This is a genomic window from Streptomyces sp. NPDC026515 (assembly GCF_055567595.1).
The window spans coordinates 211,113-231,304 of sequence record NZ_JBVHQD010000003.1; the positions used below are offsets into that span (position 1 = coordinate 211,113).

Consider the following 20,192-nt stretch of genomic DNA (forward strand, 5'->3'; position numbering starts at 1 on the left):
CGCAGCCGGGCGGAGCTTCGGAAACCCGCGTTCACCTTGACGTTCATCTGGTCGTTCATCTCCATGAGGTCCAGACCCCTATCGTCGCGCCCCATGAACGACCACCAGCACAACGGCGTAGCGGGGCTCTCCCGCCGCGGGCTCATCGTCGGCGCGGTGGCCGCGGGCCTCGCGGCCACCGGCGGCACCGCGACCGCCTCCGTGAGCCCGCGGACCGGACCCGGGCGGCCCGGCAGCGTGCCCGGCACCCCGGCCGCCGCGCCCTCGCACTTCCCCGCCTTCCCCGTGCCTCAGTACCAGCTCACCGTGGACGGCGAGTCGGTCGTCGCGGGCCGGGTGGACCGTCCGGTGGCGCCCGGGATCGTGCTCACCTCCTTCGACACCTTCGGCCGTACCGGCTGGACCCGGGTGCACGTCCTCAACGCCGACCTGGGCAACGAGTCCGTCGGGGTCGACCTGATCGCCGACAAGGTGAGCGAGGCACGCCCCCTCACGCGGACCACGGACGCCCAGCACGCCGTCGCCGCCGTGAACGGCGACTACTTCGACATCACCGAGACCTTCGCGGCCGAGGGCCCGGAGATCCAGGGCGGGCACCTGCGAAAGGGCACCGGCCAGCACGCGACGGTCGCGGCCATCGGCGCCGACCGGATCGCGCGCCTCGCCGACCTCGTCCTCGCCGGCTCGGTCACCGTCGCCGGCACCGAGCGGCCGCTCGCCGCCCTCAACTCCGCCTCCGTGCCCGCCGACGGCATCGCCGTTCACACCCCGCTCTGGGGCACCGCGGACCGCACGCTCATCCAGGACGCCGGGCCGTTCACCGAACTCGTCGTCAGGGGCGGCACGGTGGCCACGGTCAGCAACCAGATCACCGCCACCCCGGTGCCAGAGGACGGCCTGATCGTCCTGGGCCGGGGCGCCGCCGCCGCCCAACTGGCCTCCGCCAAGCCCGGCGACACCGTCTCCGTGGCGTTCGCCCCGCAGACCGACGCGCCCACCGCCCTCACCATGGCGCTCGGCAGCGGCGCCGTGCTCGTCAAGAGCGGCGCGGCCGTCGACTTCCCGCCCGACACCGGCAACGACGCCCTCAAGCCCCGGACCGCCGTCGCCTGGCTGGACGGCGGACACCGGCTGCTGCTGGTCGCCGTCGACGGATCGGCCAACTTCTCCGCCGGCCTCGGCTTCGACGACATGGCCGAACTCCTGGTGCGCCTCGGCGCCACCGAGGCGTTCATGCTCGACGGCGGCGGCTCGACCGAGATCGTCGCCCGGCACCCGGGTGACGCCGCCGTCAGCGTCGTCAACACCCCCTCCGACGGCAACGAGCGGCCGGTGCCCAACGGCGTCGGCCTGTTCGGCCCCGAGGGATCGGGCCGGCTGCGCGGCATCGACGTACGCCCGCAGGCCGACCGGGTGATCACCGGGCTCACGCTCGACCTCGCGGCCGCCGGCTACGACGAGACCTGGGCGCCCGTCCCCCTGCACCACGACTCGGTCAGGTGGAGCACCCACCCCGGCCCGCTGGGCAAGGTGCGCGACGGAATCTTCCGCGCCGGCCGTCCCGGCGCGGGCACGCTGCGCGCCCGCAGCGGTTCCAGCGAGGGCCGCTACGAGGTGCGTGTGCTGGGCGACCTGCACCGGCTCGCGTTCACCCAGCGCGCGGTCACCATCGACCCCGGGGCCACCGCGCGCGTCCACCTCACCGGCTACGACGCCGACGGGTTCGACGCCCCGGTCGCGCCGCGCGACGTCGAACTCGACTACGACGAGACCCTGCTCACCGTGAAGGCCGGCACCGACGGCAGCCTGCAGATCACCGGCGACGCGGACGCCGGCGGACGGGCCGCGAACATCACCGCCACCGCGCAGGGAGTGACGGCCAGGCTCCCGGTGACGGTCGGCCTGCTCGACGTGTCCCTGGCCGAGTTCGAGCCGGACGAGAAGTGGACGGCCCTGGCCGCCAAGGGCACCGCGTCCGTCGGGTTCGTCCCCGCCGCGGACCGCCCCGGCGCCGCCGCGGACAACCACGCCCTGCGGCTCACCTACGACTTCACCGGTCAGACCAGCACCTCCGCGGCCTACGCGGTGGCAGGCGCCGGCCCGGTCACACTGCCCGCCGGAACCCGGCGGCTGGCCCTGTGGGTCAACGGCGACGGACGCAACCACTGGCTGCGCGCCATGATCTCCTCGCAGGGCACCACGAACGTGCCGTTCACGTTCACCACGGTCGTGGACTGGACCGGCTGGCGCCGCGTCGTCGGCGACATACCCGCCGGCTACTCCGAGCCGCTGACCCTGCTGCGCGTCTACATCGCCGAGACCTCGCAGACCAACAAGAACGCCGGTCAGCTCGACTTCGACGGACTCGCCGCGCAGGTCGGACAGCAGCCGGACAACTCCGAGCGGCCGACGGCCGACCCGTACGTGGTCGGACCGGGCGGGCTGCCAGACCACCGCTGGACCTTCGCGGTCCTGTCCGACCTGCACGTCAGCGCCGCCGCGGGCCTGAACTCCTTCTCCGGACGGCAGGCCGCGATCGCGCTGAAGCAGGCGGTCGACAGCAGGCCCGACTTCATCCTCGTCAACGGCGACTTCGTCGACAACAACAACCCCGCCGACTTCGACCTGGCCAACGGCCTCCTGCACGACCACGTACCGGCCGGCCTGCCGGTGTACTGGACGCCGGGCAACCACGAGGCGGGCCTGTCGGCGACCGGCGGACTCGACGCGTTCCTCGCCGCGACCGGCCGCCCCAACAAGCAGATCCTCGACCACAAGGGCACCCGCTTCATCCTGCTCGACTCCCACACCGGCGACATGCGCACCTCGGACTGGGACCAGGTGCCGCTCCTGCGGGCCGAGTTGGAGAAGGCGGCCACCGACCGCACGGTGACGGGCGTCGTGCTCTCCTTCCACCACCCGCTGCACGACCCGACCGGAACCGGCGCCTCGCAGCTCTCCGACCAGTTGGAGGCCGCACTGCTCCAGCGCTGGCTCGCCGATTTCCGCGAGAAGTCCGGCAAGCCGATCGCCCTGTTCACCGGCCACGCGCACATGGCGGCCGTCACCCGCACCGACGGCGTGCTGGAGGTCAACACCCCGGCCGTCGGCAAGACCCCCTACAGCTCGCCCGACCAGGGCGGCTTCTTCGGGTGGATGCACGTCGCCGTCGACCCGCGGCCGGCCCGGGTCAGGGCCGGTGAGCCCAGCCCGCAGACCCGGCAGTGGCTCCAGGCCGAGAGCGTGCCGCTGATCGACGGCATCGAGCTGTCGGCACCGCCGCGGATCGCCGTGGGCGCCAAGGGCGGCCTCGCCGCGACGGGCATCACCGGCGAGTTCGGACTGCGGTTCCCGCTGCGGTTCCCGGCGAGCGTCACCTGGGAGGGCAGCGACGGGGTCGCCGTCGTGCGGTCGCCGTCCGAGGCGAAGGACCTCGGCCGGAGCTCGCACACCCGCGCCCTGCTCGACCCCGAGGCCGGAACACTCACGGCGGTCCGCGCCGGCGAGGTCACCGTCAAGGTGACCGCCGGCGGACTGACCGCCTCGGCGACCGTCACCCTCGGCTGACCGCCAGGCCGGGAGACGACCGCACCGGCCGTCTCCCGGCCACGCGGCACGCCAACTCGACCGGCGGTTCAGAGCACCGGTGGACCGGCCTCGACCCGGTGCAGCACCGGAGGGAGGCGGTCCAGGTCCGGGCCGGTCTGGACCTGTCGTTCGTCCCACCAGGTGGCACCGGCGTCGTGCAGGGGACCGACCACGTCCCTCGCCTTCGCCGTGTCCGGGGGAGTGGCTCCGCCGAGCACGATCTCGAAGGGGCGCTCGGCCCCGGTCGTACGGTGCTTGCGAACATAGCCGACCAGATCGCGTACTTCCGCCGTGTCCGGGACGTGACCGTGCCGGGCTGTCTCGAAGAGCGGTACCGCGCCGTCCCACCGCGCTGCTCGTCGCATCGGTGCGCGACGCGGCCAGAACCCCCCGATCCACACCGGCGGCGCGGGCCGTTGCACGGTGGCGGGCAGCAGTGTCACGTCCCGGACCTCGTAGTGCCGGCCGTGGTGGTTCACCGCCTCGCCGGACCAGAAGCGGCCGAGCAGGTCGAGTCCCTCGTCCAGCCGTTCGCCGAGCAGACGTGGTTCGGCGGTGTCGCCGAAGCTGCGGTACTCGTCTTCGATCGGGCCGCCCAGACCGGCAGCGAAGATCACCCGCCCGCCGCTGAGGTGGTCCAGGGTGGTTACCTGGCGGGCCAGTTGCTGAAGCCGGTAGCGGGGGACCGGTGTGAGCAGGGTGCCGAGCCGGATGCGGGAGGTGGCCAGCGCGGCCGCGGTCAGCAGCATCCAGGGGTCCGCGAAGGGACGCCCCTGGTGGTGTCGGTGCAGCACGTGGTCCCAGACGAAGAGCCCGTCCCAGCCCGCCTGTTCGGCGACGGCCGCGAGGGTGGCGACGTTACGGGGGTCGGCGAAGTCACCGAAGTTCGGGATGTTGACGGAGAAGCGCATCCCAGCAGAATGCGCACCCGGCCACGGAGCGGCAACCGGATTCAACTGGGAGCCGTCGAGCGAGAGGAGGAGCAGGGCATGGCCCCGACCGGGACGGCCCAGGCCATTCGCGAGTCTGCTTCCGGCTCGGCCCGCACGCTGGCGTTCCTGGCCGCATCCCCCACCCTCCGACAACAACTCGCCGTACTTCAGCGCTGCTCAGCCCAGAGCGGCGAGGACCTCGCAGCTGCGATGCACCAGGTGCTCGTTCGCGGAGGCCGACCTGCGCCACGCCGACTTGGACGGCTGCTGGTTCAAGTTCTGCGATCTGATCCGTGCTGACCTGCGCGGAGCCTCACTGCGGGGAGCGCACCTCGCCGGCTGCGATCTCCGCGACGCGGATCTGCGCGGTGCGTTTCTCACGGGCGCTGTCCTCGGCCGAGTCGCCACCGGCACGCCACCACACGGCCTCACCGGAGCCCGTCTCGAGGGAGCGGTCCTGTGCGACCTCCAACGCTCGACGTCATCGGTTGGCAGCCTGCCGACGGCGTTCGGCCGATCAGGGGACAGCGGGCGGAATGCGACAGGCCGGTGCCCGATAGCCCAGTCGTGTGAACGTATACCCAGACGTGGCTGTGCCCGTGGCGGGCTACCAGATCAGGCACCAGTAGTCGCCGTAGTGCCCGATGCCGATACGCCGGCCCTGCGGCACGAGGTTCGGGTTCGGCTGGCCCACGGCCGACAGCGAACAGACCGGGTCGCCGACCGTCTGGGCCGCCGCCATCCGCTTGGCGGCGGCCACCGCCTCCGACGACGTGATCCAGGTGGTCGTTCCCGGCGCATTGCCGGTGGTCGTCGGGGCCGGGGTCCTGGGCACGACCGGTGTCCGCGAGGGCCGCGAGGTGACCGGAGGCGGGCTGGGCCGCGCCGTCGTGGGCGGCAGCGAAGGCCGCGCCGTCGTGGGGAGCAGCGAGGGCCGGGGCGCGGTCGGGAGGGGCGCGGTCGGGAGGGGCGCGGTCGGGAGGGGCGCGGTCGGGCGAGGCGCGGTCGGGCGAGGTGGAGTCGGCAGGGGTGGGGTCGCCGAGGGTGGAGTCGGCAGGGGTGGGGTCGCCGAGGGTGGAGTCGGCAGGGGTGAGGTGGGTCCGGGTGGGGTCACCGGCGGTCTGGGCGTCGTCGTGTGGGGAGGCGCCGGCTTCGTCGGCGGCGTGTGTACCGGCGGCGGGGGAGCCGGGACCGTTCGGTGGGGCGCCGGCCGGGTGACGCTCGGCACCGGCGGTACGGTCCGGGTCGGCCTGGGCGCCGGGGGGTGTGCCGGCCTCGGCGTCGCCGAGGCCGGTGAACTCGGGGCCGACGGCCGCGGCGAAGGAGACGGGGACGGACTCGGCGTCGACGGCGGCACCGGCACCGATATGGACGCCGTCACCGAGGGTGACGACGTCGCGTGGGGGGTGCTGCCACCGTTGTCGGACGACACCAGCGCCCAGGTCGCCAAACCGGCCCCCACGGCGACCACGGCCGCTCCGCCCGCGATCCACGGAGCGCGCCGCGATGGTTGTCGGTGCCGGTTCATGGTTCTTACTGTCTATTCGATCGCCGACGGTCTCAAGCCGGGGCCGGGCCGCCGCAAGCCCTGGCTGTGGCCGTCGGTGCCGGCCTCCTGGCCTGGCACGGCACGCGCGGAGACGACCGTGAACCCCCCCTCGTGGCCGCCGCGCGCGCGGTGCGGGCGCCGGTGCCACACGCACCGCGACCCCACCCGGCCACCGCACGACGGCCGCCTACGAGGCCGACGGGTACGAGATCGACCGGCGGGCCCGTCCGGCCCCGGACAGCTGTACCTCCCGTTCCCGCCAGCACCCGGCGCTGTCGTCCGTTCCCGCCAGGCACCCGGCGCTGTCGTCCGCACCGGCCGTCAGCAGAGCCGTACCGCGCGTTCGGAGAGGAAATCAGGCCAGCCGAACCGGAGTTGACTCGCCGGTGCCGGACTGCCCCGATCCCGCGCAACCTCTGGACACGGCCCCCGGTCCGTGCTCTCATGCCCGTTGGTTCTCTGCTTTCCAACGTTGAAATGCCCCAGGCGCCCCGGTGCTGAACGCGCGGGCCCTGGCCCCCTCACGTCCCGGACCGTGCCAGGAGGCTCCCCCATGCCCCTGAACCGCAGACACTTCGTCGCCAGCGCGCTCACCGCGGCCGGGGCGAGCGGACTCCCGCTCTCCATGGCCGGCCCCGCGCAGGCGGCGAGCGGCACTCGCAGCGCAGACGCCACGACGTCGTCACGCGTGGCACCCGCGTCCGGCGGGCTCTACTCGCCCAACGCCGCGCCGCTCTCCCCCACCGCCTTCCTGCGGCTGCCGCCCGGCGCGGTCACCGCGCGCGGCTGGCTCGACGCCCGGCTGCGTCAGCAACTCGCCGGACTGTGCGGCCAGTACGCCGCGATCTCGCACTTCCTGGTGATGTCCGAATCCGGCTGGGTGCACCCCGAGCACACCGGCTGGGAGGAAGTCCCGTACTGGCTGCGCGGTTACGTGGACCTGGCGATCCTCACCAAGGACCCCACCGCGCTGGCCGCCGTCCGCCAATGGATCGACGCGATCGTGGCCACCCGCCGGTCCGACGGCTGGTTCGGTCCGACAGCCCTGCGCACCTCGCTCGGCGGAGGCCCGGACTTCTGGCCTTTCCTGCCGCTCACCTGGGCGCTGCGCAACTGGCAGGAGTACAGCGGGGACAGCCGGATCGTCCCCCTGCTCACCGGCTTGTTCCGCTTCATGAACGCGCAGGGCCCCTCCGCGTTCAACCAGAGCTGGGTGTCGGTGCGCTGGGGCGACGGACTGGACAGCGTCTTCTGGCTCTACAACCGCACCGGCGACTCGTTCCTGCTCTCCCTCGCCGACAAGATCCACACCAACGGAGCCGACTGGGTCGACAACCTCCCGTCGCTGCACAACGTCAACATCGCGCAGGGATTCCGCGAGCCCGCCCAGTACGCGCTGCGCTCGCCGTCCACCGCGCTCACCCAGGCCGCGTACCAGAACTACACCTCGGTCATGACCTCCTACGGCCAGTTCCCGGGCGGGGGATTCGCCGGCGACGAGAACGCGCGGCCCGGATTCGGTGACCCCCGGCAGGGCTTCGAGACCTGCGGCATCGTGGAGTTCATGGTCAGCCACCAGCTGCTGACCCGGATCACCGGCGACCCGGTCTGGGGGGACCGCTGCGAGGACCTCGCCTTCAACTCGCTGCCCGCGGCACTCGATCCGTCCGGAAAGAGCATCCACTACATCACCGGCGCCAACAGCGTCGACCTCGACGACACCGCCAAGACCCAGGGGCAGTTCCAGAACAACTTCGCCATGCAGGCGTTCATGCCCGGCGTCGACCAGTACCGCTGCTGCCCGCACAACTACGGAATGGGCTGGCCCTACTTCACCGAGGAGCTGTGGCTCGCCACCCCCGACAAGGGACTGGCGGCAGCGATGTACGCACCCGGCCAGGTCACCGCGAAGGTGGCCGACGGCACCGCGGTGACCATCACCGAGACCACCGACTACCCGTTCGGCGACACGGTCACCCTGACCGTCTCCACGCCGGAACCGCTCGCCTTCCCGCTGTACCTCCGCATCCCCGGCTGGTGCGGATCCCCGCAGCTCACCGTCGCCGGCGCCGCCGCCTCCGCGTCGGCAGGCCCGTCCTGGAGCGTGGTCCGGCGCACCTGGAACAGCGGCGACACCGTGACACTGCGCTTCCCGCAGTCGACGGTGCTGCGCACCTGGACCGGCAACCACGGAGTCACCGCGGTCGACCGGGGACCGCTCACCTACTCGCTGAGCATCGGCGAGAACTACGTCCAGTACGGCGGCACCTCCCAGTTCCCCGAGTACGAGGTGCACGCGACCACGGCGTGGAACTACGGCCTCGCCCCGGACGACGGGACCTGGACGTTCAGTCGCAGCGGCGGCGCGCTTCCCGCCGACCCCTTCAGCCGTGACACGACGCCGGTACGGATCACCGCACCCGCACGGAAGATCGGCGAATGGCAGGCGGACGGCCAGCACGTGGTCGCCCCGGTGCAGGACTCGCCGGCGCGCAGCACCGCCGCCGTCGAGACCGTGACGCTGATTCCGATGGGCGCCGCCCGGCTGCGGATCTCCGCGTTCCCCACCGCCTCACCGACCGGCCACCCGTGGCAGCCGGTCGCCGAGTACCGGCTGATCCGCAACAAGAACTCCGGGAAGGTCCTCGGCGTCGATCTGATGTCGACCGCGAACAGTGCGCACGTGGTGCAGTTCGACGACAACGGCACCGCGGACCATCTCTGGCAGTTGGTGGACAACGGTGACGGCTGGTACCGCATCCGTAACCAGAACTCCGGCAAGGTCATGGGCGTCGATCTGATGTCGACCGCGAACAGTGCGCACGTGGTGCAGTTCGACGACAACGGCACCGCGGACCATCTCTGGCAGTTGGTGGACAACGGTGACGGCTGGTACCGCATCCGTAACCAGAACTCCGGCAAGGTCATGGGCGTCGATCTGATGTCGACCGCGAACAGTGCGCACGTGGTGCAGTTCGACGACAACGGCACCGCCGACCATCTCTGGCAGTTCGGGTAGGGCCACGGAGAACCCACGGCAGACCCACGGCACCAGGGCCGGCCCGTCGTGCTGTCACAGGCCCTGTTCGCCGTCCTCACCCTCTCTCACTCGGAGGTCAGGTACATGCGATCGAACGTCCCGAGGCCGCTGCGCGGCAGATGGAGAAGAACCCTCAGTCTGGTTCCGGTCGTCGCGCTGACGGTGGCGGCCACCGTCACCGCGACGCTCGACGCACAGGCGGCGGTGCCCCCGACGCCGTCTGGCTTCTCGCTCACCTGGAGCGACGACTTCAGCGGCGCGTCCGGCACCGGAATCGACCAGAGCCTGTGGAAGTACGACACCGGACCGGGGAGCAGTTTCGGCACCGGTGAGATCGAGACCATGACCAACAGCACCTCGAACGTCTACTACGACGGTCAGGGCCATCTGGTCCTCCAGGCCCTGCACTCCGGTTCCGACGCACGCAGCGGATGGACCTCGGGGCGCGTGGAGACCCAGTCGGCGTCCTTCGGCGCCCCGGCCGGCGGAGTCGTCCGCATCGAGTCCGTGCTGCAACAGCCCAACCTCAACACCTCCAACGGCGCGGGTTACTGGCCGGCGTTCTGGATGCTCGGCGCACCACTGCGTGACGGAGTGACCTGGCCGAAGTCCGGCGAGATCGACATCATGGAGGACATCAACGGCCGCAGCTCCGACTTCAGCACCATCCACTGCGGCGTGAACCCGGGCGGGCCGTGCAACGAGTCGACCGGTATCGGTTCGGGTGAGGGCGCCTGCGCGGGCTGCCAGACCGGCTTCCACGACTACGCGGTGGAGATCGACCGTTCGGTGGCGCCGGAGCAGATCCGGTTCTACCTCGACGGGAACAACTTCTTCAGCGTCAACGCAAACCAGGTGGACGCGACGACCTGGGCCGACGCGATCGACCACCCGTTCTTCATCATCTACGACCTGGCGATCGGGGGCGGGTTCCCCGACGCCTTCGGCGGCGGCCCGAACGCGGCCACGGTCTCCGGCGGCAAGCTGGTCGTCGACTCGGTGGCCGTGTACAACAAGGGGCCCGGTTCCGGAGGCGGTGGCGGCGGGTCGGTGACGGGCCAGACGATCACGGGTCCGGGTGGCAAGTGCGTGGACGTGTCCGGTGACGACACGGGTGGCGACGGCACCGCGGTCCAGCTGTGGGACTGCCAGTCGGCGGCCCGGGACCAGCACTGGACCTGGAGCGGCCAGACCCTGCAGACCCTCGGCAAGTGCCTGGACATCGCGGGCGGCGACAGCGCCGGCGGTACGAAGCTGCAGCTCGCCACGTGCAACAGCGGCGGCTACCAGAACTGGGTGCGGCAGACCGACGGTTCACTGCGGAACCCGACCAGCGGCCGGTGCGTCGACTCGCCCTCGGGTGGCACCGCGAACGGGACCCGGCTGCAGATATGGGACTGCAACGGCTCCGGCGCCCAGCAGTTCGCCATCGGTACCCCGGTCTACGGGCCCGGTGGCAAGTGCGTGGACGTGTCCGGTGACGACACCGGTGGCGACGGCACCGCGGTCCAGCTCTGGGACTGCCAGCAGGCGACCTCCCTCGACCAGAAGTGGACCTGGAGCGGCCAGACCCTGCGCACCCTCGGCAAGTGCCTGGACATCGCCGGCGGCGTCAACGCGAACGGCACGAAGCTCCAGTTGGCCACCTGCAACGGCGGCGGCTACCAGAACTGGGTCGCCAACGCCGACGGCTCGATGTCCAACCCGACCACCGGCCGGTGCGTCGACTCGCCCTCGGGTGCCACGGCGAACGGCACGCGGCTGCAGATATGGGACTGCAACGGCTCCGGCGCCCAGAAGTTCGCCCTGGCCTGAGCGGAACCGAGGCCAGGTCAGTCGGGGGGCTTCACCTCAACGGGTGGGGCCCCTTTCTCGGTCGCCGGCGGATGTCCGCACCCGGCGGCCCGGCGGCGGACGTCAGAGGGAGCTTTCCGGTCCGGCGGGGCGCGCCGTGGCCACGTTCTCCTCGTACGCGGAGGCCTGCGGAGTACCGGTGGGAGGCGGCGCGGTGAGGAGGTCGAGCGTGCCGGTGATGTCGAGGAGGCGTTCCAGGTTCGCGGGCCGGTCCTCCAGGTGCAGTCGCACCCCCGCGGCCGTGGTCCTGCGATGGATCATCAGCAGGACGGACAGGCCGGTGGAGTCGATGGTACCGAGCCCCGCGCAGTGCAGCCTCAGGTGCTTCACGCCGGGGCGGCCGGTGAGCAGGCGAGTGGCTTCGTCCCGGAGCAGCCCGGCATTGTCGAAGTCGAGGTCTCCGTCGATCTCTATGCGGACTTCGTCCTGAGCGCCGGCCGTGGTCAGGCGCAGGTGGTTGGAAGGCATCGGCATCGTGGTCATACGTGGTTCCCGGCGGCGGTGATGTGATCGGTCGTGGTGAGGGCTTCGGTGCCCAGTTCGAGGATGCGGACGGCCCGCGGGAAGTCCTTCAGCTCACGGGCGAGCAGGGCGAGCGCCGGCGGCAGGGACTGCGCGGGCACTCCGCGGGCGACGAGGATCCGGGCGGTCCAGGTGAGGAACGAGCCGAAGACGGTCTCGTCGCCCAGGTAGAGGGCGGTGGCGAGGAACTCCACGATGTGCGCGAGGTCCTCCGCGGTGCGTTCGCGCTGCGTCTCGTCGTAGGCGCGCATGGCGGGGAACGCGTCTTCCAGGGCGGTGAAGACGGTCCGCACCAGGGTGTCCCTGCTCCGGACGACCATCGTGTACTCCTGGTCGGCCAGGTGCGGCAGGTCGTCCACCGGCTGGTGGTCGAACTGCGGGCGCGGCAGCGGGCCGCGCGCGAGGCGGTCGGTCGCGGAGCGGGCGTCGGGGGCCCACGCGTCGGCACCCAGCAAGCGGGCGTACCGGCCGTCGGAGCCGAAGGCGGCACCGCCGACCAGGACCGGAACACCGATGGCCTGGCAGGCGGTGATCGCCGCGTGAGCGGCCGGCAGACGGGTGGCGATCGAGCTGGACAGGGCGACCGCGTCGGCCCGCGTGGTGTGCAGGTGGGAGATGAGGTGCGGGGTGGGGACCTGGGCGCCTAGGTAGTCGACCTGCCAGCCGCGCAGCCTCAGGACCTCCGCCAGCAGACGGGCGGGCAGCGCGTGCCACTCCCCGTCGACGCAGGCCACCGTGATCCGGCCCCGGGAGGGTGAGGTGCGGGCGACGGGATGCGCCGCGAGCGCCGCGACGGCCCGTTCGTTGATGGCGGTCGCGGCGTGCTCCTGCGCGACGCTGATCCGGTTGGCCGCCCACTCCTCGCCCACCTGCCCCTGCACGACGGCTATGACGTCCAGCAGCACGCTCTCCGCGTCGACGCCCTCCTCCAGGGCGCGGGTGACGACCTCGGTGGCGGAGTACTCGTCCCGGGCGGAGACGGTGCTCCACAGCTGCTCGGCGAGCAGCTTGAGACGGGCGTTGTCGGGGGAACGGGGCGGGGCGTCGGTGCGGGTGCTCATCCAGTGAATCTGCCCCGGGTGTGCCCGTTCACCGCACTCAGATGATGGCTGCGCGGGGCGGAGATGACGACGACGGCCATGTCGTCGTGACGGCGGTCGCCCAGCCACTGCGCGGCCAGCATCTGTACGTGCTCCGCGATGCCCTCCGAGGGCATGCCCGCGCATCCGGCCAGGGCCTGCTTGAGACGCTCCTCGCCGAACAGGGTGTCGCCCATCGGGCCCCCCTTCGCCTCGGTGATCCCGTCGGTGTACAGCACGCAGGACTCACCGGCGGCGAGAGCGACCGTGGCGGTGCGGGCATGGACGTGGGGTACGGCGCCGACCAGGGTGCCGCGGGTGTCCACCTCCTCCACCGTGCCGTCCCTGCGGATGATCAGCGGAGCCGGGTGTCCGCCGCTGGTCACCTTCACGTCCACCGCGCTGCCCCGGCGGGCCGCGGAGGCCAGCACCAGGGTCGCGAACCGGGTGTGCTGGGAGTTCAGCAGCGCGGTGTTCAGCAGGTTCAGCATCCGCTGGTGATCGTCCGCCAGCGGCAGCAGCGCGTGCAGCGTATTGCGGATCTTGCCCGTGAGGACGGCGGCCTCCAGGCCCTTGCCGCACACGTCCCCGAGCGTCACCAGGGACGGCTCGCCCTCGACGGCGGCGGGGTGGACGTCGTAGAAGTCGCCGCCGATGCGTTCCTCGTCCGCCGAGGGGCGGTAGCGGCCGGCGAAGTCGACCCCGGAGATCTGGTGCAAGGCGGGCGGCAGGAGTTCCTGCATCAGCACCTCGGTGATCGCCGTCTGCTCGGCGTACAGGCGGGCCGCCGACATCGCCGCGCCGGAGCGGGCGGCGAAGAGCCGGGCGAAGACCTCCTCCTCCTCGGTGAAGGCGGCGGTCCTCGCCTTCCGCAGCAGCACCAGAGCGCCGGCCGGCACGCCGTGGCCGGGCAGCGGCGTGATCACTATCGAGCCGACCGCACCGAATCCCTCCGGCACCATCCAGGCCGGGGCCGTGGCAGGGTCGATCCACCGGGAGGGGACCGGCGGGAACCCGCGCAGTGCCTCGCCCAGACCGGGCACCTCGTCGGGGTCGACCATCTCGTGGGTCTGGGTGGGGGTGCCGCCGCGCAGGCATGTCACCACCGGCAGTCGGCTGCCGCGCGAGGGCGCGATGGCCAGTGCGGCGTCCGCGAGGCTCTCGGCGGCCAACTGGGCGGTCACGTCCATGCAGCGCCCCAGATTGAGGGAGGAGAGCAGGGTGTTGGACGCCTTCGCCAGGAACGCCGTGCGCTCCCGCTCCACGCGCAGGGCCTCCCGGGCCAGCTGGTGATCGGTGTCGTCCACCAGCCACCAGGCCACCGTGCCGTCGGTACGGACAGTGGGATGGGCCTCGAAGTGACGGCCGTCGATCGCACCGGTCGGCGGCTGCGGGGCGGCGAGGTCAGGCTCCGTGCGCGGGCCGGGGGAGGACAGCGCGTGATGGGCCGCGGCGAGCCACGGCGGGGCCACGTCGGCCAGACGTGCCCCCGGCTCGGCCCGGGGCAGGAGGGAGGAGGCGACGTCGTTGCGCTGCACGAGCGTGCCACGGGGGTCGGCGACCAGCACGGGGTACGGGGCACTTCCCCAGGGGAAGTCCTGAGCTGCTTGGGCGGTCTGCGCTTGGGTGGAAGCCAAATATCGAGGACCCGCTGCGCGAATCCCTCACCTCACTTACTCGACGGAAACATTGCTCTAAAGCAACCATCCTCCACCGTGACGCTCCCTGACAAGCGGCCCCTCCCCGTCCTGCGGGCGCGCCTCCCTCCGCCGACACCGTCTGACGGGCAGCCAGGATTCACGGCGGTGCGGCTCACAGGAAGCGCCGGAAGGGGGTGACCGCGGCCTCCTTGGCGCGTTGCAGCACCGGCCGGCGTCTCCATCGCGTCAAGTCGACTTCCGCGCTGCGCAGCACGTCCGCGTCGTAGTCGCGGTCGAGCGCGGTGGTGAACGTCTCGTCCAGGACCGCGAGCATGACCTCCTCGTCATGGTCCATGGACCTTCGGTTGAAGTTGGTGGATCCGATGAGGGAGGCCACCGAGTCCACGGTGATGATCTTGGCGTGCATCATGGTCGGCTGGTACTGACGAAGGCGCACTCCCGCCCGCAGGAGGCGTGTGTAGTGCTGCTGGCCGGCGAGTTGACAGGCACGCTGGTCGGTGTGCGGCCCGGGCAACAGGATCTCGACCCGCACACCGCGCCGCGCTGTTTCGCACAGCAGGTCGATGAAGTAGGTGTCCGGGGCGAAGTAGGCGGTGGCCAGCCGGAAGCGTTCCTCGGCGGAGGTGAGCATGACCCGGATGAGGGTCTGCATGTCCTGCCAGCCGATACTCGCGGAACCGCGGACGACCTGCACCACCGACGAACCGGTCTGCGGGTGCTCCGCGAAGAGGTCACGGTCGTCGAAGAGCTCGTCGTGACACTCCGCCCAGTTCTGCGCGAACGCGGCCGCCACACCGTCCACGGCCGGGCCGCGCACCTGGACGTGGGTGTCGCGCCACTCGGCGGGGTTGCGGGCGTCGCCGCACCATTCCTCCGCGATGCCGACGCCGCCGGTGAAGGCGGTGTGCTCGTCGACGATGAGGGCCTTGCGGTGACAGCGGTGGTTCTGCTTGAACGGCGACAGCCACACGGGTTTGCGGAACCACGCCACCTGTACGCCCGCCGTGCTCATGAGGTCGAGCAGCTGCCCCTCGATCTCCTTGGCGCCGAAACCGTCGAGCAGCAGACGCACGCGCACCCCCGCGCGGGCGCGCTCGGCCAGCGCGACGGCGAAGTCGTGAGCTATGTCACCCCGCCAGTACACGAACGTCATCAGGTCGATGGTGTACTGAGCCGCACGGATCGCCCCGAGCATGGCGGGGAAGATCTCATCACCGTTGCGCAGGCGTACGAGTTCGTTGCCTTCGGTGGCGGCCACGCCGATCAGCCGCTCCAGGCGGCGGCGCAGGCGCTGCTTGCGCGCCGCGGTGTCGCCGGGCGCGGTGTCCTGAGCCGAAGGCACCGGTACGTCGTCGACCATCACGGCAGATCCCCCCACTGGGCCGGAAAACGGAATGTCACGGGCCTCGGCACGAGCCCGAACAAGCGGATGCCCGTTCGGGCCGGCCCTACTCCAGCCATCTGCCGGGGCGAACGCACCGGGGGCGCACCCGTGGGCGCGACCGGGTAGGTTGCGGTGCCCGGCCCGGGGGCCGGGCACCGCGTCGGTCTCCTGCGCGGGCGGCGTCAGTGATGCAGGGCCGGCAGGCCGGCGGGTGCACGCAGTGCGGCACTGCGGTAGCTGGAGATGCCCACGGCGAGCAGCCAGTAGCTGAGGATCGCGCCCATCAGGGCCGTGGTGCCCCAGCCGTTCGCCGCGTAGAAGTGTGCGGGGTCGTTGCCGAAGAACAGGGACGGTACGAAGACCAGGTTGGCCGTGGCCAGGACGTAGGCCGAGCGGCCTGTCCACCGTGGCAGCAGGCCGGTACGGCACACGCCGTAGCCCAACGTGATCAAGAAGAGCGCGAGCATGAGGCGGCCGATCGCCCCGTAGAGGATGTAGGTGCCGCTGACCGCGACGGTCGGGTCGATCGGGTGGTCGGCGGCGATGACCGCGCCGGCTTCCAGACCGCTGGAGACCAGGGTGATCGTCGCGTAGACAAGTCCGGTGGCGAAGGCCATCGTGCCGACCCACTCGTACCCGGGGTTCACGAGCTTGACCAGTTCGCGGAAGGCCGTCACGAACACGGTCAGGAATGCCAGTGCGACGATTCCGATCAGCAGCCTGGCCAGGACGTTCGAGTCCGGCGGTGGGCCGGAGTAGATGAAGTACAGGGGCACTTCGACGATGAAGGCGGTCGCGGCGGCGATGCCCGTGAGGCCTGTCAGGCGCCTGGCGATGGTTTCGTTCATGGGTCTCCCCCGGGGCGTCCGTTGCTGGGTTCTCCGTCGGCTCGTTGCCGACGACATCCACCTTGTCGCTCTCGGCGACGCTCGTCGCTGGGCCTGAACACCGGACGGGGGGTGGTCCTACCGCCACCTGGTGACCGGGTGCTGGACTCGCGACCGACCGTACTCGACAACGGTCTGACCACTTCCGGGCGGTCTCCGAAACGCAAGATCCAATCGCGGCACAAATGTGCTCTTATCCGCGTGTTCCCCCCGAGAGGGTGTAAGCGTGGTCAATCCATGGCTGAGCACAGGGAGTCGACCATGCCCAAGCCCCGAACCATCTGCGTCCGCGCCCCGCGGCCCGACCGCGACGCCCTCCGTCACCACATCCGGTGCGCCTGGGCGGCCGCGGCGGACGCCGTCCCGTCCGAGGCCGTCCGCGCGACGGAAGGCGGTGTGTGATGACTCCGTCCACGTGCCGCGGCATCGATGTCTCCGAGCATCAGGTCCCGCAGGACTGGGCAGCGCACAGACGGGACGGCGTGGCCTTCGGTTTCGCCAAGGCCAGCGAGGGCGAGCACAGCCACGACAGCCGCTTCGCGCGGCACATCTCCGGTATCGTCGCCGCCCAACTCCTCCCGGGCTCCTATCACTTCGCCTGGCCCAACCAGGATCCACAGGCCGAGGCGGCGAACTACATCGGCGCCGCCCGGCCCTACGCGGCCGTACAGCCGCTGTACACGCACTGGCTCGATCTGGAGGTCTATCCCGACCGGCGCAACTACGCGGGCCGTTCCGCCGCGCAGATCCGGGCCTGGGTGACGACCTGGACCGCGGCCGTGCGGGCCGCCTTCCCCGAGCAGCGGGTGGGGATCTACACCTCGGGTGACGACCTCGCCGCCGGTCACGTCCCCGACGGCCTGCCGTTGTGGTACCCGGCCTATCCCTGGGGCGCCGCCGACTACCCGCGCGCCGAGACCGCCGCACAGCCCCGGCCGGCCGGGCGGACGCCGCTGCTGTGGCAGTTCACCAGCACCCCGCTGGACCGATCCATCGCCTACCGTTCCGAGGCCGCCCTGCGCGCCTGGGCCGCGGGTACGACGGCGAGCACCATCGAGGAGGACCCCGTGCCCGACGAAGTGAACCTCGGTATCGCCAAGCCCTACGAACTCGCGCCCGGCGCCTGGGACTCGATCGAGTTCACCACGGAGTGGAACGACACCGCGAACGAGCACGCCGCCGGCGGGAGCGTGTTCGTGCGCGGCGCCTGTCGGTTCACCGGCTCGGTCAGCCTGCGCATCAACGGACTCCCGGTGGGCGAGACCGTCCAGGTCCGCATGTCCGAGTACGAGGGTGAGCGGCACATCGCCGACCACCCGATCGACGAGGCCGTCGGCACCCGCGGCGACACCTTCCATGTCACCCCGCTCACCAAGCACCTGGCGGCCGGCCGCGGCATGCGTGTCCGTCTCTTCAACAACGGTGGCACCCCGGTCACGGTGCGGTCCGCGGTCCTCACCGCGCTCTTTTGGCCGACGACCTGACAAGGGGCGTTGTCAGGGGTGCCTGTCGGTCTGGCCGGTGGAGCGAGACCGGTCAGAGAACCTTCGAGGTCCGCGGTCCAGGGGGCCCAAAGGTCCCAGGGAGCCACCTCGGGACCATGTTGCAGGCCGTGGAGCCCCACCCCCTCATCCGCGGAGAGGGCCATGGGCACCGGCCCGCTTCCGGCCCGAAGCCCACGAAGAGGCGTTCTGGCACCGGCAAGCCACGGGACCGGGGGCAGTCGGCCGCCGCGTATCCGGTGGGCGAAGCCCTCGGGCGGACCTGGGCCGGCCGGTCAGGCCGTCCGGCTCGCTATCCGCAGGCACATCCGCCGGCTGTGGGCGCGGTCTCCTCCGCGTCCTGGCCGGTGCAGCAGCCGTCGCCCGTCGCGGCCGGGCCGGCGCTCCTGCCGAGGGTGTCCGCGTCGGCCTTGACCACGTAGACCTCCCACGGCTCCTTGCCGGGGCCGTGCACCCACACCTTGTCCTGGAGGGCGTAGCAGCAGGACGTGTCGTTCTCCTCGAAGGTGGCGAGGCCGGCCTCCGTGAGCCGAGTGGTGGCGGCGCCGACCTGGTCGGTGGAATCGACCTCGACGCCGAGGTGGTCGAGCCGGGTCTCCTCGCCGGGGCCGCCCTCGATCAGGACGAGTTTGAGCGGGGGCTCGGTGATGGCGAAGTTGGCGTATCCCTCGCGACGCTTGGCCGGTTCGGTGCCGAACAGCTTCGAGTAGAAGCTGATCGACGCCTCCAGGTCGCTGACACGCAGGGCGAGCTGAGCGCGGGACATGGCGGGCTCCCATCGGCTTGCATTGATGTCTGTCAATGCGAGCTTGCGTCCTGGATAGAAGATTGTCAACATAGACGCATGTCGAAGCCAGAGCTTGTGGTTCTCGGACAGAAGGACGAGAACGGCGGCCGGTCTGATCGACTGCGAGCGACGGGCACCTGGGCCTCCTGCTGGGCGCTGTCCGCCACCCTCGAGCGGCTGGCGCTACCTCGACTGGGGCTCCAGGATCCGGCCGGACAGGGCGCAGACGCCGTACGGCGGCCCGCGACGGGATCGAGAAACGCATCCGCGGCCCGGCCGACGGGACCGCCCCCACGGCCGGACCATGAACATGCCGCCCGGCCTGCACATCACGAGCATGCCGGGCGAAGTCCCGACCATCCACGGACTCGGCACCGACGAGGGCCGCGCCGCCTTCGAGCTTCGATTCCCTGGTGGTGGGCCGGCGGCAGGGAGATGACCCGCCGGATCGTCCAGGTGAGGGGAGTGCCGGTCAGGCTGACTGACGCCGTGGGACACGCGCCGTGGCCTGGCCGGAGGCGTTCATGCTGGCGAGCAGGCGCAGCCGCTCTTCGGTGGCGCTGCCGGGCTGCGCGTGGTAGGTGATCAGGGTCTGCCCGTCGGTGCCCGGGAGCAGCAGCTTTTCGTAGTGCAATTCCAAAGGGCCGGCCTGGGGGTGACGAAGCAGGCTGACGCCGGTGGTCTTGTGCTTGACGTCCTGCCTTGCCCAGAGGGCACGGAACCGTTCGCTGCGCAGGGAGAGTTCGCCGACGATCTCGACCAGGCGCGGGTCCTCGACGTCCGCGCCGGCGACCGAGCGCAGGTAGGGGACGACCCGGGCGGTCATGTCCTCCCAGTCCTCGTGGAGTTCCCGCATCTCCGGTTCCAGGAACGCGGCCAGGATGCCGTTGTGTCCCGGCGCGTTGAACGGCGAGAGCGCGATCGCGAGGCTGTTGGCGGCCAGGACGTCCATGTACTTGCCGTGGACGTACGCCGGGGTCAGCGGCCACGAGTCGATGAGCGTGCGGATGCCGTCGCCGGCCTTCTCCGGCCTGCGGGGCCGTCTGCGGCGCGGGCTCTTGCGGGTGGCGATCTGCAGCAGGTACGCCGTCGCCTCCTCGTCCAGTCGCAGGGCGCGGGCGATGCTGCGCAGGACCTGCTCCGAGGGGTTCCGGTCGCGGCCCTGCTCCAGGCGGTTGTAGTAGTCGGAGCTGATCCCGGCGAGGAAGGCGACCTCCTCGCGCCGCAGGCCGGGGACGCGCCGGTTGGCCGTGTCCCGGGCGTCGTCGGGTTGGACCAGTTCCCTGCGGGCGCGCAGATACCGGCCCAGGGCGTTCGCGTCTCCGGCGGCTGTCATGTTTCCAGCGTACGGACGTGTTCCGGGCTGGTGGGTGGCCCTGCCAGTCCCAGTCCCATCCCGTCCTGGTG

At 71.4% G+C, this 20,192-nt stretch carries 15 protein-coding genes and 1 pseudogene; 6 read left to right on the forward strand and 10 right to left on the reverse strand.

Going from position 1 to position 20,192, the window contains the following annotated elements; translation table 11 throughout:
- The first annotated feature begins 93 nt into the window (after window positions 1–93).
- Window positions 94–3,567: a phosphodiester glycosidase family protein gene (locus ACZ4O3_RS07030; RefSeq protein ID WP_467721486.1), complete on the forward strand. Its 3,474-nt coding sequence runs from the start codon at window positions 94–96 to the stop codon at window positions 3,565–3,567.
- 68 nt (window positions 3,568–3,635) lie between these two features.
- Here the strand turns inward: ACZ4O3_RS07030 and ACZ4O3_RS07035 are convergent, their stop codons facing one another.
- Window positions 3,636–4,499, reverse strand: coding sequence for an LLM class flavin-dependent oxidoreductase (locus ACZ4O3_RS07035; RefSeq protein ID WP_467721487.1), 864 nt, complete (start codon window positions 4,497–4,499; stop codon window positions 3,636–3,638).
- On the opposite strand from ACZ4O3_RS07035, the pseudogene ACZ4O3_RS07040 reads away from it, so the two are divergent.
- Window positions 4,480–4,860 (forward strand): annotated as a pseudogene (locus ACZ4O3_RS07040) (pentapeptide repeat-containing protein); the annotation flags it as partial. The gene ACZ4O3_RS07035 and the pseudogene ACZ4O3_RS07040 overlap by 20 nt on opposite strands.
- On the opposite strand, the gene ACZ4O3_RS07045 reads toward ACZ4O3_RS07040, so the two are convergent.
- Together ACZ4O3_RS07045 and ACZ4O3_RS07050 are read right to left on the reverse strand one after the other, a co-directional pair.
- Complete coding sequence (locus tag ACZ4O3_RS07045) at window positions 4,834–4,992, reverse strand: hypothetical protein (RefSeq protein ID WP_467721488.1); 159 nt, start codon at window positions 4,990–4,992, stop codon at window positions 4,834–4,836. The pseudogene ACZ4O3_RS07040 and the gene ACZ4O3_RS07045 sit on opposite strands and share 27 nt — an antisense overlap.
- A 135-nt stretch (window positions 4,993–5,127) precedes the next feature.
- Window positions 5,128–5,355 (reverse strand): hypothetical protein, encoded by a 228-nt coding sequence (locus ACZ4O3_RS07050; RefSeq protein WP_384994754.1) that lies wholly within the window; start codon window positions 5,353–5,355, stop codon window positions 5,128–5,130.
- A 1,267-nt stretch (window positions 5,356–6,622) separates the two neighbouring features.
- On the opposite strand from ACZ4O3_RS07050, the gene ACZ4O3_RS07055 reads away from it, so the two are divergent.
- Together ACZ4O3_RS07055 and ACZ4O3_RS07060 are read left to right on the forward strand one after the other, a co-directional pair.
- On the forward strand, window positions 6,623–9,088 hold the full coding sequence (locus ACZ4O3_RS07055) for an RICIN domain-containing protein (RefSeq protein WP_467721489.1): 2,466 nt from the start codon (window positions 6,623–6,625) through the stop codon (window positions 9,086–9,088).
- Window positions 9,089–9,193: 105 nt separating this feature from the next.
- Window positions 9,194–10,924: a ricin-type beta-trefoil lectin domain protein gene (locus tag ACZ4O3_RS07060; RefSeq protein WP_467721490.1), complete on the forward strand. Its 1,731-nt coding sequence runs from the start codon at window positions 9,194–9,196 to the stop codon at window positions 10,922–10,924.
- A gap of 102 nt (window positions 10,925–11,026) precedes the next feature.
- Here ACZ4O3_RS07060 and ACZ4O3_RS07065 read toward each other — a convergent pair whose 3' ends face one another.
- The 5 genes from ACZ4O3_RS07065 to ACZ4O3_RS07085 form a co-directional block, all read right to left on the reverse strand.
- On the reverse strand, window positions 11,027–11,446 hold the full coding sequence (locus tag ACZ4O3_RS07065) for an STAS domain-containing protein (protein ID WP_362727704.1): 420 nt from the start codon (window positions 11,444–11,446) through the stop codon (window positions 11,027–11,029).
- On the reverse strand, window positions 11,443–12,546 hold the full coding sequence (locus tag ACZ4O3_RS07070) for a cobalamin B12-binding domain-containing protein (protein ID WP_362727702.1): 1,104 nt from the start codon (window positions 12,544–12,546) through the stop codon (window positions 11,443–11,445). The genes ACZ4O3_RS07065 and ACZ4O3_RS07070 overlap by 4 nt, the downstream gene beginning before the upstream one ends.
- On the reverse strand, window positions 12,543–14,132 hold the full coding sequence (locus ACZ4O3_RS07075; RefSeq protein ID WP_467721663.1) for a PP2C family protein-serine/threonine phosphatase: 1,590 nt from the start codon (window positions 14,130–14,132) through the stop codon (window positions 12,543–12,545). The genes ACZ4O3_RS07070 and ACZ4O3_RS07075 overlap by 4 nt, the downstream gene beginning before the upstream one ends.
- Before the next feature lie 244 nt (window positions 14,133–14,376).
- On the reverse strand, window positions 14,377–15,585 hold the full coding sequence (locus ACZ4O3_RS07080; protein WP_467721491.1) for a phospholipase D-like domain-containing protein: 1,209 nt from the start codon (window positions 15,583–15,585) through the stop codon (window positions 14,377–14,379).
- 206 nt (window positions 15,586–15,791) lie between these two features.
- Window positions 15,792–16,457, reverse strand: coding sequence for a hypothetical protein (locus ACZ4O3_RS07085; protein ID WP_467721492.1), 666 nt, complete (start codon window positions 16,455–16,457; stop codon window positions 15,792–15,794).
- Window positions 16,458–16,757: 300 nt separating this feature from the next.
- Between ACZ4O3_RS07085 and ACZ4O3_RS07090 the strand changes: the two genes are divergently transcribed.
- Both ACZ4O3_RS07090 and ACZ4O3_RS07095 read left to right on the forward strand, forming a co-directional pair.
- Window positions 16,758–16,898: a hypothetical protein gene (locus tag ACZ4O3_RS07090; RefSeq protein ID WP_362726577.1), complete on the forward strand. Its 141-nt coding sequence runs from the start codon at window positions 16,758–16,760 to the stop codon at window positions 16,896–16,898.
- Window positions 16,898–17,980: a glycoside hydrolase family 25 protein gene (locus tag ACZ4O3_RS07095; RefSeq protein WP_362726580.1), complete on the forward strand. Its 1,083-nt coding sequence runs from the start codon at window positions 16,898–16,900 to the stop codon at window positions 17,978–17,980. The genes ACZ4O3_RS07090 and ACZ4O3_RS07095 overlap by 1 nt, the downstream gene beginning before the upstream one ends.
- Window positions 17,981–18,290: 310 nt before the next feature.
- Here ACZ4O3_RS07095 and ACZ4O3_RS07100 read toward each other — a convergent pair whose 3' ends face one another.
- The gene (locus ACZ4O3_RS07100) at window positions 18,291–18,764 is read right to left on the reverse strand and encodes an ArsI/CadI family heavy metal resistance metalloenzyme (protein ID WP_362726583.1); all 474 of its coding nucleotides are present in this window, start codon (window positions 18,762–18,764) and stop codon (window positions 18,291–18,293) included.
- A gap of 493 nt (window positions 18,765–19,257) precedes the next feature.
- Entirely contained in the window at window positions 19,258–20,121 is an 864-nt protein-coding gene (locus tag ACZ4O3_RS07105; protein ID WP_362726586.1) for a helix-turn-helix transcriptional regulator, read from the reverse strand.
- Window positions 20,122–20,192 lie beyond the last annotated feature (71 nt).

Bases quoted from the DNA above. Each gene is read 5' to 3' on its own strand.
- ACZ4O3_RS07030 (WP_467721486.1), top strand. From the start codon at position 94: ATGAACGACCACCAGCACAACGGCGTAGCGGGGCTCTCCCGCCGCGGG.
- ACZ4O3_RS07035 (WP_467721487.1), bottom strand. From the start codon at position 4,499: ATGCGCTTCTCCGTCAACATCCCGAACTTCGGTGACTTCGCCGACCCC.
- ACZ4O3_RS07055 (WP_467721489.1), top strand. From the start codon at position 6,623: ATGCCCCTGAACCGCAGACACTTCGTCGCCAGCGCGCTCACCGCGGCC.
- ACZ4O3_RS07060 (WP_467721490.1), top strand. From the start codon at position 9,194: ATGCGATCGAACGTCCCGAGGCCGCTGCGCGGCAGATGGAGAAGAACC.
- ACZ4O3_RS07065 (WP_362727704.1), bottom strand. From the start codon at position 11,446: ATGACCACGATGCCGATGCCTTCCAACCACCTGCGCCTGACCACGGCC.
- ACZ4O3_RS07070 (WP_362727702.1), bottom strand. From the start codon at position 12,546: ATGAGCACCCGCACCGACGCCCCGCCCCGTTCCCCCGACAACGCCCGT.
- ACZ4O3_RS07080 (WP_467721491.1), bottom strand. From the start codon at position 15,585: ATGGTCGACGACGTACCGGTGCCTTCGGCTCAGGACACCGCGCCCGGC.
- ACZ4O3_RS07085 (WP_467721492.1), bottom strand. From the start codon at position 16,457: ATGAACGAAACCATCGCCAGGCGCCTGACAGGCCTCACGGGCATCGCC.
- ACZ4O3_RS07090 (WP_362726577.1), top strand. From the start codon at position 16,758: ATGCCCAAGCCCCGAACCATCTGCGTCCGCGCCCCGCGGCCCGACCGC.
- ACZ4O3_RS07095 (WP_362726580.1), top strand. From the start codon at position 16,898: ATGACTCCGTCCACGTGCCGCGGCATCGATGTCTCCGAGCATCAGGTC.
- ACZ4O3_RS07100 (WP_362726583.1), bottom strand. From the start codon at position 18,764: ATGTCCCGCGCTCAGCTCGCCCTGCGTGTCAGCGACCTGGAGGCGTCG.
- ACZ4O3_RS07105 (WP_362726586.1), bottom strand. From the start codon at position 20,121: ATGACAGCCGCCGGAGACGCGAACGCCCTGGGCCGGTATCTGCGCGCC.